Source organism: Staphylococcus casei, assembly GCF_030294405.1.
GTDB lineage: Bacteria > Bacillota > Bacilli > Staphylococcales > Staphylococcaceae > Staphylococcus > Staphylococcus succinus.
This window is the reverse complement of record NZ_CP125718.1, coordinates 979,664-996,261: the sequence shown is the minus strand read 5'-3', so window position 1 is coordinate 996,261 and position 16,598 is coordinate 979,664. Positions and strand designations below refer to the sequence as shown.

General features: G+C 33.5%; 17 protein-coding genes. 8 read left to right on the top strand and 9 right to left on the bottom strand.

The window, feature by feature from the left end; translation table 11 throughout:
* Positions 1 to 24: 24 nt before the first annotated feature.
* The 6 genes from QMO72_RS04655 to QMO72_RS04630 all read right to left on the bottom strand — a co-directional run bounded on the left by QMO72_RS04655 (position 25) and on the right by QMO72_RS04630 (position 5,067).
* Positions 25 to 327 carry a YerC/YecD family TrpR-related protein gene (locus QMO72_RS04655; protein WP_046837904.1) on the bottom strand — a complete coding sequence of 101 codons (303 nt, stop codon included), beginning with the start codon at positions 325 to 327 and terminating at the stop codon, positions 25 to 27.
* Positions 328 to 423: 96 nt separating this feature from the next.
* Complete coding sequence (gene purB / locus QMO72_RS04650; RefSeq protein WP_103266360.1) at positions 424 to 1,719, bottom strand: adenylosuccinate lyase; 1,296 nt, start codon at positions 1,717 to 1,719, stop codon at positions 424 to 426.
* 214 nt (positions 1,720 to 1,933) lie between these two features.
* Positions 1,934 to 2,122, bottom strand: a complete 189-nt coding sequence (locus QMO72_RS04645) for an NETI motif-containing protein (protein ID WP_063410329.1) — start codon at positions 2,120 to 2,122, stop codon at positions 1,934 to 1,936.
* The gene (locus QMO72_RS04640; RefSeq protein ID WP_069824859.1) at positions 2,119 to 2,697 is read right to left on the bottom strand and encodes a DUF2179 domain-containing protein; all 579 of its coding nucleotides are present in this window, start codon (positions 2,695 to 2,697) and stop codon (positions 2,119 to 2,121) included. Before QMO72_RS04640 ends, QMO72_RS04645 begins: the two co-directional genes overlap by 4 nt.
* Before the next feature lie 86 nt (positions 2,698 to 2,783).
* Positions 2,784 to 3,605 (bottom strand): NAD(+) synthase, encoded by an 822-nt coding sequence (gene nadE, locus QMO72_RS04635; RefSeq protein ID WP_103266361.1) that lies wholly within the window; start codon positions 3,603 to 3,605, stop codon positions 2,784 to 2,786.
* Positions 3,598 to 5,067, bottom strand: a complete 1,470-nt coding sequence (locus QMO72_RS04630; protein WP_103266362.1) for a nicotinate phosphoribosyltransferase — start codon at positions 5,065 to 5,067, stop codon at positions 3,598 to 3,600. The genes nadE and QMO72_RS04630 overlap by 8 nt, the downstream gene beginning before the upstream one ends.
* A gap of 232 nt (positions 5,068 to 5,299) precedes the next feature.
* Here QMO72_RS04630 and QMO72_RS04625 point away from each other — a divergent pair, with 232 nt between their 5' ends.
* Both QMO72_RS04625 and QMO72_RS04620 read left to right on the top strand, forming a co-directional pair.
* Complete coding sequence (locus QMO72_RS04625; RefSeq protein ID WP_103266363.1) at positions 5,300 to 6,364, top strand: nitric oxide synthase oxygenase; 1,065 nt, start codon at positions 5,300 to 5,302, stop codon at positions 6,362 to 6,364.
* 40 nt (positions 6,365 to 6,404) lie between these two features.
* Complete coding sequence (locus QMO72_RS04620) at positions 6,405 to 7,208, top strand: prephenate dehydratase (protein WP_103266364.1); 804 nt, start codon at positions 6,405 to 6,407, stop codon at positions 7,206 to 7,208.
* Between the two features lie 66 nt (positions 7,209 to 7,274).
* On the opposite strand, the gene QMO72_RS04615 is transcribed toward QMO72_RS04620, so the two are convergent.
* Together QMO72_RS04615 and QMO72_RS04610 are read right to left on the bottom strand one after the other, a co-directional pair.
* The gene (locus QMO72_RS04615; protein WP_103266365.1) at positions 7,275 to 8,834 is read right to left on the bottom strand and encodes an SLC13 family permease; all 1,560 of its coding nucleotides are present in this window, start codon (positions 8,832 to 8,834) and stop codon (positions 7,275 to 7,277) included.
* Between the two features lie 135 nt (positions 8,835 to 8,969).
* The gene (locus tag QMO72_RS04610; RefSeq protein ID WP_103266366.1) at positions 8,970 to 10,052 is read right to left on the bottom strand and encodes a glycosyl hydrolase family 28-related protein; all 1,083 of its coding nucleotides are present in this window, start codon (positions 10,050 to 10,052) and stop codon (positions 8,970 to 8,972) included.
* 140 nt (positions 10,053 to 10,192) lie between these two features.
* Between QMO72_RS04610 and QMO72_RS04605 the strand changes: the two genes are divergently transcribed.
* The 3 genes from QMO72_RS04605 (at position 10,193) to QMO72_RS04595 (ending at position 13,235) form a co-directional block, all read left to right on the top strand.
* Positions 10,193 to 10,744 carry a cysteine hydrolase family protein gene (locus tag QMO72_RS04605; protein ID WP_103266367.1) on the top strand — a complete coding sequence of 184 codons (552 nt, stop codon included), beginning with the start codon at positions 10,193 to 10,195 and terminating at the stop codon, positions 10,742 to 10,744.
* 55 nt (positions 10,745 to 10,799) lie between these two features.
* Complete coding sequence (locus QMO72_RS04600) at positions 10,800 to 11,726, top strand: manganese-dependent inorganic pyrophosphatase (protein WP_069824851.1); 927 nt, start codon at positions 10,800 to 10,802, stop codon at positions 11,724 to 11,726.
* Positions 11,727 to 11,855: 129 nt separating this feature from the next.
* Entirely contained in the window at positions 11,856 to 13,235 is a 1,380-nt protein-coding gene (locus QMO72_RS04595; protein ID WP_103266368.1) for an aldehyde dehydrogenase, read from the top strand.
* A 60-nt stretch (positions 13,236 to 13,295) separates the two neighbouring features.
* Here the strand turns inward: QMO72_RS04595 and pglS are convergent, their stop codons facing one another.
* Entirely contained in the window at positions 13,296 to 14,333 is a 1,038-nt protein-coding gene (gene pglS, locus QMO72_RS04590) for a 6-phosphogluconolactonase (RefSeq protein ID WP_103266369.1), read from the bottom strand.
* A 199-nt stretch (positions 14,334 to 14,532) separates the two neighbouring features.
* Here pglS and QMO72_RS04585 point away from each other — a divergent pair, with 199 nt between their 5' ends.
* Genes QMO72_RS04585 through arsC form a run of 3 tightly spaced genes read left to right on the top strand, consistent with a single transcriptional unit; the run spans position 14,533 to position 16,552 of the window.
* Positions 14,533 to 14,850, top strand: coding sequence for an ArsR/SmtB family transcription factor (locus tag QMO72_RS04585; RefSeq protein ID WP_103266370.1), 318 nt, complete (start codon positions 14,533 to 14,535; stop codon positions 14,848 to 14,850).
* Positions 14,850 to 16,139, top strand: coding sequence for an arsenite efflux transporter membrane subunit ArsB (arsB, locus tag QMO72_RS04580; protein WP_103266371.1), 1,290 nt, complete (start codon positions 14,850 to 14,852; stop codon positions 16,137 to 16,139). The genes QMO72_RS04585 and arsB overlap by 1 nt, the downstream gene beginning before the upstream one ends.
* Positions 16,140 to 16,156: 17 nt before the next feature.
* A complete protein-coding gene (arsC, locus tag QMO72_RS04575) occupies positions 16,157 to 16,552 on the top strand; it encodes an arsenate reductase (thioredoxin) (RefSeq protein WP_101118284.1) in 396 nt (131 codons plus the stop codon).
* Positions 16,553 to 16,598 lie beyond the last annotated feature (46 nt).

Below are 16,598 nucleotides of genomic sequence, written 5' to 3'. Positions count from 1 at the left end.
ATTAATCTTGTGTATATATTAAATTTAATCGGCTGTTTCAATATTCATGCGATCTAGAATTATCGTGTATGCATCATTACCCCATTGCAATGATCTTTTCACTCGAGAAATTGTTGCAGTTGATGCACCTGACTCTTGCTCTATCGTCGCATAAGTATATCCTTGTTTAATCATCTTAGCGACTTGCAAACGTTGTGACAATGACTGTAACTCATTTACCGTACACAAATCATCAAAAAATTGATAACATTCTTCTCTATTTTCAAGCGTTAGAATAGCATCAAATAATTCATCTAATGCATGACCTCTTAACTTTTCAATTTGCATAAAAACAACCCCTGTATCTTTCAATTTTATCTCATTTTAACGTACTAACACATTAAAGTGTAACGATTTCCATTGAAAAATTCAAGCAATGTTGTTTTAAACCAGTCCAGCTCTTTCAAAAATAGTGTCAACTTGATTTAAATGATGTTTTGGATTGAAACATTCGTCTAAGTCTTCTTTAGTTAATAAATCAGTTATTGAACTATCTTGCTCAATCAATGTTCTAAATGGTGTTTTAGTTTCCCAAGATTCCATCGCTTTAGGTTGAACTTTATCATAAGCGTCTTCACGTGCTAAACCTTTATTAATCAACGCTAACAATACACGTTGTGAGAAGATTAAACCATAAGTTTTATCAATATTTTCAAGCATATTATCTTCAAATACTGTAAGTCTATCTACAATATTTGTAAAACGATTTAAAGCGTAATCTAATGCAATGGTAACATCTGGTAACATAATACGTTCTGCAGATGAGTGTGAAATATCTCTCTCATGCCATAATGGGACATTCTCATAAGCTGTCGTTACATAGCCTCTAATCACACGTGCAATACCTGTAATATTTTCAGAACCAATTGGGTTACGTTTATGAGGCATTGCTGATGAACCCTTTTGTCCTTTAGCAAATGCTTCTTCTACTTCACGTGTTTCAGTTTTTTGTAAATTACGAATTTCAACAGCAAATTTTTCCATTGAAGTTCCAATTAATGCAAGCGTAGCAATGTAATAAGCATGACGATCACGTTGTAATGTTTGTGTTGATACCGGAGCAATGTCGATGCCTAAGTTTTCACATACATATGCTTCTATTTCTGGTGGTATATTAGCAAACGTACCTACAGCTCCACTCATTTTACCTACTTCAATTTCTTCTCTAACGCGTTTAAAACGTTCTAAATTACGTTGCATCTCTGTATACCATAGTGCCATTTTAACACCAAAAGTAGTTGGTTCAGCATGCACACCATGTGTACGGCCCATCATCAATGTATATTTGTAATCTTTTGCTTTTTGCGCTAATACTTCGATAAATCTTTCTAAATCTTTTTCAATAATATCATTGGCTTGTTTAATCACATAGCTTAACGCAGTATCAACAACATCTGTCGAAGTTAAACCATAATGTACCCACTTACGTTCTTCACCTAAGGTTTCAGAAACTTGTCTTGTAAAAGCCACAACATCATGACGAGTTTCTTGTTCAATTTCTTGCGCGCGTTCGACATCAACTTTAGCATTTTGACGTATTTTCTTTACATCTTCTTCAGGGATATCACCTAATTTACTCCAAGCCTCACATGCAAGTATCTCTACTTCTAACCAAGCTTCATAGCGATTTTGATCTGTCCAAATATTTGTCATTTCTTCTCTAGAATAGCGTTCAATCATTGAAATAAGCTCCTATCTTACGTAAGTTTTAGTTCACAAACCCTCAAAACATGTACATTTTACGATGAAACGAGTTTAAAGTTCGTGTTTAATACCTTCAATACTAGTTTAACAGAATTGCCTTAAAATGTATAAGTCTTTTCGGTCTTCTTTATAAAATATTTACATTTATAAAGAAAATGAACCGCTATGGGTAAACCATGCGGTTCATGACTTATAGCTCTTGTAACTTGCCGACAAACTCAATTTCTTGTCTAAGCACTTCTACACTACCGTCTTTATTCTCTTTATAAACTGGTTTTTCGTATCGTTTAACTGGTGTGTAACCCGCTTCACGCATACGCTGTAAGCAGTCTTGTATGGATTCATTTTCTTCAACTTTAAATTTTTGTTGTTTCTTCATATACTTTCAACTTCATCCGTATCGTATTGTTTAAGTTTTTTACTCTTCAATCCTTTAGCCCAGAAACCACCATGTATTGTGCGTGGTTCATATGCGACAATAAATGCCTTTTCATCCATTTGTTTAATTGTATCAATTAATTTAAATTCAAAGCGTCTTGGCGTAAGTATTTGTAAAACCAAACGTTTTCCATCTCTACCATATGCTGTACTATGTGTAACACCATAACCTAAATCTCTTAATTGTCTCGGTAAATCTAATTCATATTCTGATGAAGTAACATTAACAACCGTATACCCTAATGCTAACTTTTCTTCAATCTTCATACCAACAATAATACCAATTGAAAATCCAAAGGCATATGCTAATACATTCTGAATTTGGTCTAAACTAGACATGACCATACCTAAACCAACTACATAAACAAGAACTTCTAAAAAACTGACAATAGCTGCTACATAGCGATAACCTTTAAGTGTTAATATTGTTCTCATCGTTAAACATGTTACATAAGTAACATTGATAATAAAAATTGCTAATACCATTAACCATGGATTAGATGTTATCACTGACATATCCATTTTCCTTTCTCATACAATAAATTCAAGTAATTTTAACAACAACTATTTATTTTGTCACTAAAAAAACAAATAACTCACATTTAATTTTTAGGCCATGAATATCTTGTATAAGCAAGTTCTCTTTTGTGTGCAGTTTTAATATAATGTTTTTCAATCACATCTTTCGCTTCACTTGAAACGGTTTTACCTTCTAAGTAATCATCAATATCGTTATAACTCACACCTAGCGCTTCTTCATCTGGAAGTTGTGGCTTATCTTCTTCTAAATCAGCTGTTGGTACTTTTTCATATAAATGTTTTGGAGCATCAAGATACGTTAATAATTGCTGACCTTGCCGTTTGTTCAGTCCAAATATTGGCGCAATATCAGCAGCACCATCACCATATTTGGTATAAAAACCGGTAATATTTTCAGCAGAATGATCCGTACCTACAACAATGCCTTGCATATTAGAAGCAATAGAGAACTGTACCTTCATACGTTCACGTGCTTTTTCATTTCCTTTCTGAAAATCTGTCAATTGAATACCTGCTTCTTCAAGTGAATGTACGCTTTGATCTACAGCTGCTTTGATATTCACTGTAACGACTTTATCAGGTTGGATAAAGTTTAATGCATCTTCTACTTCAGCTGCATCACTTTGTATACCATAAGGTAATTTCACAGCAATAAATTGGCAGTCAATCCCTTCTTGTTTCAGTTCATTGACAGCTATTTGGCATAATTTTCCTGTTAATGTCGAATCTTGTCCACCCGATATACCCAACACTAAAGATTTAATAAAAGAATGAGACTGGATATAACTTTTAATAAATTGAATGATATGACGTGTTTCTTCTTTACTATCAATTACTGGCTTTACTTTCATTTCTTTAACGATAATATCTTGTAAATTACTCATTGTCTTCTTCCATCTCCTTTACATGTTCTGCTACTTCAAATATACGTTTGTGTTTATTTTCCCAGCATGCAGTACTTAAATCAACTGGATACTCTTGGGGGTTGAGGTGACGTTTATTTTCATCCCATAGATACTCAAGACTTTCATTTAAATATGTTTGTGCTTCTTTTTCAGTAGGTAAATTATATACCAGTTCACCATTCTTGAAAATATCATGATGTAAATCCTTGGCTATAAACGACTTTATAAACTTCATTTTATAAGTGTGTACTGGATGGAATAATTTAAGCGGTGATTCATCGTATGGATTCTCTTGATCTAATGTGATGTAATCTCCTTCCGCTTTATTTGTTTTCTTATTAATGATACGGTACACGTTTTTCTTACCTGGTGTGGTCACTTTCTCAGCATTGTTGGATAATTTGATACGATCCACATATTGTCCCGAACTATCCTCCACCGCAACCAATTTGTACACCGCACCTAATGCCGGTTGATCATAGCCTGTTACTAACTTAGTACCTACACCCCATGAATCAACTTTTGCACCTTGGGATTTTAAGCTTGTTATTGTTTGTTCATCTAAATCATTAGAAGCGATGATTTTGGCATCTGTAAATCCGGCTTCATCCAACATTCTACGTGCCTCTTTTGACAGATAGGCAATATCCCCAGAATCTAATCGAATACCGATAAAGTTAATTTTGCCTCCTAATTCTTTTGCTACTTTAATCGCAGTAGGTACGCCTGATTTTAATGTATGGAAAGTATCTACTAAAAACACACAATCTTTATGTCGCTCTGCATATTTTTTAAAAGCTATATATTCATCTCCATAAGCTTGAACCATTGCATGTGCATGTGTACCAGAAACCGGAATATCAAATAACTTTCCAGCGCGAACATTGCTCGTTGCATTAAATCCTCCTATAAAGGCCGCTCTAGCTCCCCACAATGCTGCATCCGCTTCTTGAGCACGTCTTGTACCAAATTCCATGAGTATATCGTCACTTGCAACTTGTCTAATTCTACTCGCTTTTGTAGTAATAAGTGTATGGAAATTCACTATATTTAGTAACATTGTTTCTATTAATTGCGCTTGGATAAGTGGTGCTTCTACTCTGATTAATGGTTCATTGCCAAAACAAAGCTCACCTTCATGCATCGAACGGATATTCCCAGTGAATTTCAAATCTTTTAAGTAGCTTAAGAAGTCTTCTTGATAGCCAATTGATTTCAAGTATTCTATGTCTGATTCAGAAAAATGAAAATTATTTATAAAGTCTATAACACGTTTTAATCCATTAAAAACTGCATAACCGCTATCGAACGGCATATTCCTAAAGTATAAATCAAACACTGACCAACGTTCATGAATCCCATCATTCCAATAACTTTCAGCCATATTTATTTGATATAAATCATTATGTAGTACAAATGTATCATCTTCGTATTGGTACACAACTATCTCTCCAATCAGCTTTTCCATTAGTTTAGCATAAAAGAAAGCGTCTTAGCACCTGAAATACAATCCTCACTTAAGCTCTATATGTATTGTTTTGTAGCTATTCTCTAACTTAATCATTTAATTATGATAAAACTGTGTCAGACAGTTGGACAATATCGTGACATTTCTCTTGTTTTTTACTGTAAAAGGTCTAAAATGTCCTATAATATTATACGAGGTGTTATATATGCTAAATGAAGCTAAATTATTTGTTGAATCCATGTATAAAGAATTGGATTATGATGAACAAACAATTTTAAATAGATTAAACGAAATTGAACATGAAATTCTTACAATGGGAAGCTATACTCATACACAAGAAGAATTAGTCTATGGGGCAAAAATGGCTTGGAGAAACTCGAATCGTTGTATCGGTCGTTTTTTTTGGGACTCTCTTACCATAAAAGATGCAAGGCACATACAAACTGAATATGAGTTTATCAATACTATTGAACATCACATCGAAACAGCAACTAACGATGGCAAGATTAAACCTTATATCACTATTTTCTCTCCTCATCATCCGCCGCGCATCTATAATAATCAATTAATTAGATATGCCGGATATTCGGATAAAGGGGATCCAGCAGAGAAAACAGTCACTCAACTTGCTGAACATTTAGGTTGGCAAGGGGCACATACCGACTTTGATATCTTGCCTTTAATTTATAAAATGCCAGATGGTGATTTAAAGTATCATAAATATAACCCAGAAATTATTAAAGAGGTCCCTATTACACACAACCGCTATCCTAAATTACAACAACTTGGTTTAAAGTGGTATGCAGTACCAATTATCTCTAATATGGATTTGAAAATCGGTGGTATGACTTATCCTACTGCGCCTTTCAATGGTTGGTATATGGTAAATGAAATTGCAGTTCGTAATTTCACTGATTCATATCGCTATAATTTATTAGAAAGTGTTGCAGAAGCTTTTGAATTTGATACACTTAAGAATAATTCTTTCAATAAAGATCGTGCCCTTGTTGAATTAAACGATGCGGTATATCATTCCTTTAAAAACGAGGGCGTCTCTATTGTCGATCATTTGACTGCATCAAAGCAATTTGAAATGTTCGAAAAGAACGAATATAAAAATGGTAGAGAAGTTACAGGTAAATGGTCATGGTTAGTACCTTCGTTGTCTCCAACGTTAGTATCCAATTATCATCATGGTTATCACAATGAGGTTAAAGACCCTAACTTTCATTATAAAAATACCAAATCAACAGGTTGTCCATTCCATTAGAACTGCTTACTCGCCACACATAGACAAGGGGTATCGATGCATGAAATTATACTATTTAGGTCCAAAAGGGACATTTTCTTATTTAGCTGCAAAACAATATAAATCTGAAACAGAAATGGATTTCGAATCAAAATCCAACCTTTACGAAGTAGTGAGCGCTGTATCTAATGATGATAATAGCATTGCAGTTGTTCCTATTGAAAATTCTATCGAAGGTACAATTAATATAGTAGCCGATGCGCTGACTCAACAAAATATATACACATTGGGTGAACTGCATTTAAATATTCAATTCGCTTTATATGGTACACAAAATGCAGATGTAAAAGATATTTCAAAGGTATATTCCATTGCACCTGCAATAAGTCAGACAAGCCAATACATTCAGAAACATGATTTTAAATATGATTATGTAGATAGTACTATTAGTAGCCTTGAAAAAATTTCAGACGGCGTGGGTGCAATTGCACCATTAGGAAGTGGTGAAGCTTATGGTTACTACCCTATCGACCAGAACATACAAGACTATCCACATAATACGACACGTTTCTTAGTCGTAAGTAATCAACCACAACACATCGAGCAAGCAAGTGATACTATGTTATTAATCACACCTAAATTCGATAAAGCAGGTTTATTAGCTAGCATATTAAATACGTTTGTCTTATTTAATATTAACCTTTCATGGATTGAATCGCGTCCCTTAAAAACACAACTAGGCATGTACCACTTCTTTGTACAAGCTGACACGTCAATCAATGAAGATTTAACTAAAGTGATAAAAATATTAAATACATTGGATTTCCAAGTTACAATTATCGGCTCATTCAATAAAATCACTTAATCTAAAATAAATAAAAAAGAGCATCATTTCAATTATATGAAATGATGCTCTTTTTGCTTTAATTTTTTATTTCAATGGTAGTGGTTTCGTTACATCTATCCCTAACACTGGAGGTACAAGGTAATACACGATAAGTACAATAATAACTACACTTACTATGTTAACCCAAAATCCAACAGAAGCCATTTTTTTAATCGATATAATACCTGTACCAAAAACAATGGCGTTTGGCGGAGTTCCAACTGGCAACATATATGCACAGTTGGCTGCCATAGCGGCCGGTACCATAAGTAATAATGGATGTACATTTACCGCTACTGAGAGTGTTGCAAGTATCGGTAAAATCATAGTTGCTGTTGCAGTATTCGACGTTATTTCAGTTAAAAATAATACAAATAATGTAATAACTATTACTATAAGTAGTGGACTAACACCTTCTATTAATCTTAATTGATCACCAAGCCATTTTGCCAATCCACTAGAAGATATACCTTTGGCTAATGCCAGTCCTCCACCGAATAAGATCAGTACACCCCACGGCAAGTCTTTGGCTACTTCCCAATCTATAATACGCTTATGTTTCGCTTTATTTTTAGCAGGAATTAAAAATAATAAAACGGATATAAATATTGCTATTGTTCCATCGGCGACTTCTGAAGTGAAAGCCCAATTTTTCAACAAGAATTCTCGACTTATCCATAAAAAACTTGCAAGCAGGAAAATAAATTGTACGACTTTCTCTTCGTATTTCATTTCACCTAGTTCATCTAATTTTTGCTTAATTAAGTATTGTCCACCTGGCAATTCTTTCATGTCATGTTTAAATGCAATAAAGCGAATGTAAGCCCATACCAAGAAGAGCAAAACAATGACGGTCGGTACACCTATAATCATCCATTTTGCAAAGCTAATCTCTTCACCAAACGCTGACTGATATTGCCCTTTTAATATAATTAATGGAGGCGTTCCAATTAGCGTTCCTAGTCCTCCTATAGTCCCCGCATAACCAATAGCTAATACCAATGATTGTTCGAACTTGTTAATACTTGCGGAATTTGTATGATCATTTTTCAATTCATTCGCTTCTTTAATGATCGCCAAACCAATTGGAATCATAATCATTACCGCAGCTGTATTTGATACAAACATCGATAAAAAAGCAGTTGCAATCATAAAACCAAGTAGAATCTTACCAGTACTCGTCCCAAGATAATTTATAATCGTTAGTGCAACACGTGTATGTAAATTCCATCTTTCCATTGCGATAGCTAAAATAAAACCACCTAAAAATAAGAATATAATATCATTACCATATTGTGCTGAAACTTCTTCAGGGTTCAGTACATGTCCTATCGGTAATAAAATTAAAGGTAATAAGCTCGTAGCTGCAATAGGAATTGCTTCTGTAATCCACCATACCGCTATCCATAATGTTATAGCTAAAACGAATATGCCTTTTGTTGCTAAATCTTCAGGATGAAAGAATAATAATGTTAACGCGAAAAGTAACGGTCCCAATATCAAACCTATCAGTTGCCCCATGTTATAAGACTTCTTTTCTTTGTTTTTTGAAAAAAACGTTAAGTAGTGTGACCCTCTCATATTTACCGGTTTCAAGTCGTTCATAATGTTCCCCCTTCATTCATTATCTGAATATTCACAATAATTCATTAAAGTATAACATACAAAAAAGGGAGAACGAAGCCTGATTTAAAAACGCTTTCATCACTTATACTTATGACTAATTATTATAATTAATAATCACTCTATATTAGTTTTTTTGATTTTAACCTTTGAGTTATGCGACAATACCAATTCTTTAATACCATCCAAATACAAACGTTGTGACGCATGGTCAAATTCATTTTGTGCGATTAATATTTTTTCGTGCTTTACATTATTGTAACTTTGTATACGTATAGCATCATTTTTCATTACTCCAGTAAAATGATTTTGATAAATATTCAAGTCACTTCCAGCTTGAGTAGTTCTTTCTTTTCCATTTAAATCTTTCGCATTCTTTCCTTCTTTAACTGCTAAGAAACGAATGCCTCCTGCACAGTTAATAAAATGGTTGTTATGAATATAAGTGTGTTTCGACTTCAGAGGTGTTAATGCATATTGATTCATACCTTCGAACGTATTAAAGCGAATATGGATATTATTATAAAATTGGTTATAACGGCTAGCATGTGAACCAATTGCACGGTTCCAAGCGCTCATATTCGGCGTATCAGAACTCCCAAAATAACAGTGCTCAATAATAACATTTTTCGTAATTGTACCATCAGCCTTCCCAAATTTAGGAAAGGCACCCTTTACTTGAATATCTATTTGGATAGCCTCTGAAAAGCTACGTTTACCTTGACTATCATTAAATCCTAAAAACTGACATTGTTTCATATATAACCCATTCAAACCACAAGCATCTAGTGCATGGCCACCGACAACATCTTTAAAAGTCACGTTTATAATTTGGATATCTTGGGCATGACCTATACTCATCACAGTATTGTTATATGGATACTCATAACCATTCATATCAAATGTGCCACCTGCAATATGAATATGACTATTCCCTTTATAACCATAATAAGACTTTAATTTCCTTCCATTTTTGAGCAGTGCATCTTTTCCACATCTTTTAAGTATCGCTTCATCATGCAATAACAAAGTGGTTGAGTCATAAATCACAAGCGCTTTTTTTATATGATATTCACCTTTGGGTACATATATGGTTATTGGTGCATGCTTTCTTGCATAATTTAATGCGCGCTGCATTGCACGTGTATCCGCTCTTTTGTTGTTACCTTTCAAGCCAAATTCGTTTGCATTTATAATCATCATTGAATTCCTTTCTTCCATCTTAATTATATATTAAACATAAATACGTATATTTAAACGCTTTTACTATACCTTTATCCATTTCCCTACTTAGTATATAATAGCTATAATCTTTAAAAGTTGGGAGTGTTTCTATAATTATGAAAAAAAGTGCACTGATTGTTGTAGATTATTCAAATGACTTTGTTGCTGACAACGGTCAATTAACTTGTGGCAAAGCAGGACAACAAATCGAAAAATATATTGTTGAAAGAATAGAAGCTTATAATCGAGAAAAGCAAGAAATCTTTTTTATGATGGATTTACATTTTGAAGAAAATAGCTATCATCCTGAAAACAAACTATTCCCTCCTCATAATATTATTGGGACACTGGGCAGAGAACTTTACGGAAAAGTATATGATATTTATCAAAATATTTTATTTAATGATTTCGTACACTTTTTAGATAAAACACGTTATGACGCATTTTATGGTACGCCATTAGATAGTATGTTAAGAGAGAGAAATATTAAGCACTTAGAAATTGTTGGTGTGTGTACTGATATTTGTGTCTTACATACAGCTATTTCGGCTTACAATTTAGGCTATGCTATAACAATATCTCCAAAGGGTGTTGCCTCATTTAATCCATCTGGTCACGAGTGGGCTTTAGGACATTTTAAAAATTCATTAGGTGCAGAAGTAGAATAACAATGTAAAATCATGATAATATAATATTAAATATAAAAATAAGGAGAATTTAAACATGGCAAAAACTTATATTTTCGGGCATAAAAACCCAGATACAGACGCAATTTCATCTGCAATCATCATGGCAGACTTTGAACAACAAACTGGTAATACAGAGGCTACACCCTATCGTTTAGGTGAAGTAGGTCCTGAAACACAATTTGCTTTAGATCAATTCAAAGTAGATGCTCCAGAACTACTCAACGATAATTTAGCAGATCAAAACGTTATTTTAGTTGACCATAATGAATTCCAACAAAGTGCTGATTCAATCGCCGATGCTACAATCCAACACGTTGTCGATCATCATCGTATTTCTAATTTTGAAACTGCAGCTCCATTATATTATCGTGCTGAACCTGTTGGTTGTACAGCTACCATCTTATACAAAATGTATAAAGAACGTGGCTTTGAGATTAGTCCAAAGATTGCTGGATTAATGATATCTGCAATCATCTCAGATAGTTTATTATTCAAATCTCCAACTTGTACTGAAGAAGATGTACAAGCTGCTGAAGCATTAAAAACAATTGCCGATGTAGATTTAGAATCTTATGGTTTAGAGATGTTAAAAGCAGGTGCTTCTACTTCTAATAAATCAGCTACAGATTTATTAACTATGGATGCGAAATCATTTAACATGGGGGATTACACAACACGTATCGGTCAAGTCAATGCAGTTGATATCGATGAAGTGTTTGAACGTCAAGAAGAATTAGAAAAAGAAATGTTAGAAACAAGTGCAAATGAAAAATATGACTTATTTGTATTAGTTGTTACTGATATTATTAATAGTAATTCTAAAATTTTAGTTGTAGGACCTGAAAAAGACAAAGTGGGTATCGCCTTTAATGTAGAACTTAATAATGGCACTGCATTCTTACCTGGTGTTGTATCACGTAAAAAACAAGTCGTTCCTCAAATTACTGAAGCATTAAACTAAGTTGTTTATCGTGAGTTGTAAACAATGATTTTATATAGAATTTAAATTATACTGGAGCATAGTTAATATGTTCCAGTTTTTTATCAAAATTATGTAACTCTAACACCCGTCAGAATAGGAGGATATGATTTGAATTCGATAGAACAAACTTTCCATAATAGTAAACAATACTTTAACACTCATGACACAAAAGATATTAAGTTTAGAAAAAAACAACTTAAACTGTTAACTAAAAGTATCAAAAACCATGAAAATGATTTACTTGATGCTTTCCAAAAAGATTTAGGTAAAAATAAAGTCGAAAGTTATGCAACAGAGATTGGTTTCACTTTAAAAAGCCTTAAAACAGCACGTAAAGAGTTGAAAAACTGGTCGAAGCAAAAACAGGTTAACACACCTATTTTTATGTTCCCTACTAAAAGTTATATTATGAAAGAACCTTATGGGACTGTTTTAATTATCGGTCCTTTCAACTATCCTTTTCAATTACTGATTGAACCATTAATTGGTGCAATAGCGGCAGGTAATACAGTTATACTTAAACCTTCAGAGTTCACACCTCATGTTTCAGCTGTTATACAACAGCTGATCGAAGATGTCTTTGCTCCTGAATACATTAGCGTATGTCAGGGAGATGCAGAAACAACGCAAACACTCATTCATTTGCCATTCGATTACGTCTTCTTTACTGGTAGTGAACAGGTAGGCAGAATTGTTTATCAAGCAGCAAGTGAACATTTAACTCCTGTTACGCTTGAATTAGGCGGTAAATCACCGGTGATTGTAGATGAAACTGCCAATATCAAAGTGGCTAGTGAACGTATAAGCTTTGGTAAATTTATAAATGCTGGGCAAACTTGTGTTTCTCCAGATTATATTTTAGTCAATAGTAAAGTTAAAGACGCATTGATCACCTCACTGAAACAAACCATAACTGAGTTTTATGGCAAGTCTATTCAAGATAGTCCTGATTTTGGAAGAATTGTTAATCAAAAACACTTCCACCGCTTGGATAATTTATTAAAAACACACTACTCAAATATTGTGTTTGGTGGCCAAACATCTGAAAATGATAAATACATTGCGCCAACAATTTTAGACAATATTACTTTTGATTCAAAAATTATGGAAGATGAAATTTTTGGTCCAATATTACCAATCATTACTTATGACGACTTTGATGAAGCTATTGACTTAATTCGTACCAAACCTAAACCACTTAGCTTATATTTATTTAGTGAAGATGAAAATGCTACAGAACGTGTACTTAATGAAATTTCATTTGGTGGTGGTGCAATCAACGATACGATTATGCACTTAGCAAATTCAAATTTACCTTTCGGGGGCGTCGGCGCTTCTGGAATTGGTCAATATCATGGAAAATATAGCTTTGACACGTTTAGTCACGACAAATCTTATATTTTCAAATCTACTCGCCTTGAATCTAGTCTTTTCTTCCCTCCTTATAAAGGCAAATTTAAATATATTAAAACTTTTTTTAATAAATAAAATATACCTGGTTTGCGTAATGAACGCATACCAGGTATATTTTTTAGCTTCTCATCCTACTTATTGTAAAAACTGTACACACACGCCTTCTGGAGCAGCTTGTTGGTGATCTACTTTTTCCAATTCACCTGTTACTTTATCACGTTTAAAAACGGTTAACGCATAATCTCCTTCTTGATGTGCACAAACTAAATAATCATCTGATTGAGTGATATTAAAATCACGTGGGAATGCTCCACCACTAGGTACTATATCTACAAATGAAATTGATGCGCCATCTTCTCCTACTTTGAAAATCGCTATACTATCGTGCCCTCTATTACTTATATATAAGTAATTTTGATCATGAGATAGTCTCACACCTGCCAGTTTTGTCTCGCCTTCAAAATTTTCTGGAATTGTTGAATAACGCTCAATTTCAGTAAACCGACCCTCTTCATATTTCACAACACTTACGTTGTTTGATATTTCATGTACAATATATCCATATTCTCCATTTTCATGGAAAGCAATATGTCTTGGGCCGTCTCCTGGTTCAACATCAGTCTCGGCATATGGTTTTAATCCATGATCACTGAATTCATAAGTAACCACTTTATCCGTACCTAAATCCATTGCGACAACGTATTTGTCATCCGGTGTTGTACTAAGATAATGTACATGTGGATTGTCTTGTCTCTCGTTTGGTCCTGTTGGATACGTATGTTCTAATTCTTGAATTAAGCGAATAACTTCACCTGTTGATGGATTAGCTTCATACAAGCGTGCTAAACCCGCACCATAAACTGATTCAAAGACATATTTTCCATCTGGTGATACATCAATGTAACAACCAGTACCAGCTGTAGATGCTAGGCATTTATTGATTAAAGTGAGCTTACCCTCTTCACCAATTTTAAGACTAGCAACGCCACAATAATCACCTTCACGTGTAATAGCATATAAAAATGATTTGTGCTGATTGACGTAGGTTGATGCTTCAAGTTCATATCCTGTTTCAACTTCTGTCACTTTCCCAGTTTGTTCATCTAATTGAAAGCGATAAATTCCTTTCCCCTCTTTTTTCGTGTATGTACCTATATAACCTATCGTCGTCATATAAACCCCTCCATTTTGATATAGTTCCATTTTAATAAATATTCAATCAATTAACAATCAATTGATCGTTTTATGCATATAACTAATTTGATACTTATTTTATTTTTTTATAAACTACATAGACTCAAAACTATATAGATGTTAATCTATATAGGTGAATTGCATTTATTTTAAATTCTCCACAATGAAAGGAAGAAAAATGAATTATAAAGAAACTTCTCAATATTTAAAAGTGATTGCTGATAGTAATCGCCTCGAAATTTTAGATTTACTCTCTTGTGGTGAACAATGTGCTTGTGACTTATTAGAACATTTTTCTTTTTCTCAACCCACATTAAGTCATCATATGAAAGTACTCAAAGACAATAACCTTGTTACCTATAGAAAAGAAGGCAACAAAAATTTATACAAGTTGAACCATGATGTATTAGATGATATTACAAAGCGTCTCACTCTATTGAATGCTAATCATATGCCATGTATATGTGACACCATAACGAAAGGTGTGTGTAACTAATGGTAGCATTAGCTATTTTTATTTTTGTCTTAACCCTTCTTTTTGTAATATGGCAACCTAAAGGTCTTGATATTGGAATTACTGCATTAATTGGTGCTGTTATTGCTATCATTACTGGGGTTGTTAGTTTTTCCGATGTATTAGAAGTAACAGGTATTGTTTGGAATGCTACCTTAACATTTGTAGCTGTTATTCTTATTTCATTAATATTAGATGAAATTGGTTTCTTCGAATGGTCTGCAATACATATGGTAAAGGCTTCAAACGGTAACGGTTTAAAAATGTTTGTTTTTATTATGTTATTAGGAGCTGTTGTAGCAGCGTTTTTCGCAAATGATGGCGCAGCTTTAATCTTAACACCAATTGTCTTAGCGATGGTCAGGAACCTAGGGTTTAATAAAAAAGTGATTTTCCCCTTTATTATTGCCAGTGGTTTTATCGCAGATACAACATCACTACCTTTAATTGTCAGTAACTTGGTTAATATCGTGTCAGCTGACTATTTTGATATTGGATTTGTTGAATATTTTAGTCGAATGATTATCCCAAATATATTCTCACTGATTGCTAGCATACTCGTTTTATGGTTATATTTTAGAAAATCTATACCTAAAACATTCGATACAGAAAATCTTATGGCGCCTAAAGATGCAATTAAAGATCCCAAATTATTTAAGATTTCATGGATCGTATTAGCAATACTACTTGTGGGTTATCTTGTTAGTGAGTTTATTCAAATACCTGTATCAATTATTGCTGGTATTATTGCTTTTATCTTTGTAATGTTAGCTCGTAAATCTAAAGCAGTTCATACAAAGCAAGTGATTAAAGGCGCACCATGGAATATCGTTCTATTTTCTATTGGTATGTATTTAGTTGTATTTGGATTAAAAAATGTAGGTATCACAACAATTTTAGGCGATGTATTATCCAATATTTCAAGTCATGGATTATTTAGCAGTATTATGGGTATGGGCTTTATATCAGCCTTTTTATCATCAATTATGAATAATATGCCTACAGTTTTAATAGATGCTATTGCTATTGGACAATCTCACGCAACTGGTACGCTCAAAGAAGGTATGATTTATGCGAACGTCATCGGCTCAGATTTAGGTCCTAAAATAACACCTATTGGTTCTTTAGCAACATTACTTTGGTTGCATGTGTTAACACAAAAAGGCGTGAAAATTTCTTGGGGTGTTTACTTTAAAACAGGAATCATTATTACCATTCCTGTGCTATTGGTAACACTGTTAGGTTTATATCTTACGCTCATCATATTTTAAGAAAAGAGGAATAAATTATGGACAAGAAAACAATTTATTTTATATGTACTGGAAACTCTTGTCGTAGCCAGATGGCTGAGGGTTGGGGAAAGAAAATATTAGGTGAAGATTGGAATGTCTATTCTGCTGGTATTGAAACACATGGCGTTAATCCTAAAGCAATAGAAGCTATGAAAGAAGTAGATATTGATATATCAAACCATACATCAGACTTGATTAATAGCGATATCTTAAAACAATCAGATTTGGTCGTAACGTTATGTAGTGATGCAGACGATAATTGTCCTATCTTACCACCAAACGTCAAAAAAGAGCACTGGGGTTTTGATGACCCAGCAGGTAAAGAGTGGTCAGAATTCCAACGTGTTAGAGATGAAATAGGACAAAGAATAAAACAATTTCATCAAGCATAGTAATAAAAAAAGACTATCTTCAAGTAGATAGTCTTTTTTATTATCA

What these genes read in the sequence shown, in the direction of transcription:
- QMO72_RS04585 (WP_103266370.1), top strand. Translation starts at nt 14,533, where the DNA reads ATGAATTATAAAGAAACTTCTCAATATTTAAAAGTGATTGCTGATAGT.
- QMO72_RS04605 (WP_103266367.1), top strand. Translation starts at nt 10,193, where the DNA reads ATGAAAAAAAGTGCACTGATTGTTGTAGATTATTCAAATGACTTTGTT.
- QMO72_RS04655 (WP_046837904.1), bottom strand. Translation starts at nt 327, where the DNA reads ATGCAAATTGAAAAGTTAAGAGGTCATGCATTAGATGAATTATTTGAT.
- QMO72_RS04640 (WP_069824859.1), bottom strand. Translation starts at nt 2,697, where the DNA reads ATGTCAGTGATAACATCTAATCCATGGTTAATGGTATTAGCAATTTTT.
- pglS (WP_103266369.1), bottom strand. Translation starts at nt 14,333, where the DNA reads ATGACGACGATAGGTTATATAGGTACATACACGAAAAAAGAGGGGAAA.
- QMO72_RS04620 (WP_103266364.1), top strand. Translation starts at nt 6,405, where the DNA reads ATGAAATTATACTATTTAGGTCCAAAAGGGACATTTTCTTATTTAGCT.
- arsB (WP_103266371.1), top strand. Translation starts at nt 14,850, where the DNA reads ATGGTAGCATTAGCTATTTTTATTTTTGTCTTAACCCTTCTTTTTGTA.
- nadE (WP_103266361.1), bottom strand. Translation starts at nt 3,605, where the DNA reads ATGAGTAATTTACAAGATATTATCGTTAAAGAAATGAAAGTAAAGCCA.
- QMO72_RS04615 (WP_103266365.1), bottom strand. Translation starts at nt 8,834, where the DNA reads ATGAACGACTTGAAACCGGTAAATATGAGAGGGTCACACTACTTAACG.
- QMO72_RS04625 (WP_103266363.1), top strand. Translation starts at nt 5,300, where the DNA reads ATGCTAAATGAAGCTAAATTATTTGTTGAATCCATGTATAAAGAATTG.
- QMO72_RS04600 (WP_069824851.1), top strand. Translation starts at nt 10,800, where the DNA reads ATGGCAAAAACTTATATTTTCGGGCATAAAAACCCAGATACAGACGCA.
- QMO72_RS04610 (WP_103266366.1), bottom strand. Translation starts at nt 10,052, where the DNA reads ATGATTATAAATGCAAACGAATTTGGCTTGAAAGGTAACAACAAAAGA.
- arsC (WP_101118284.1), top strand. Translation starts at nt 16,157, where the DNA reads ATGGACAAGAAAACAATTTATTTTATATGTACTGGAAACTCTTGTCGT.
- QMO72_RS04645 (WP_063410329.1), bottom strand. Translation starts at nt 2,122, where the DNA reads ATGAAGAAACAACAAAAATTTAAAGTTGAAGAAAATGAATCCATACAA.
- purB (WP_103266360.1), bottom strand. Translation starts at nt 1,719, where the DNA reads ATGATTGAACGCTATTCTAGAGAAGAAATGACAAATATTTGGACAGAT.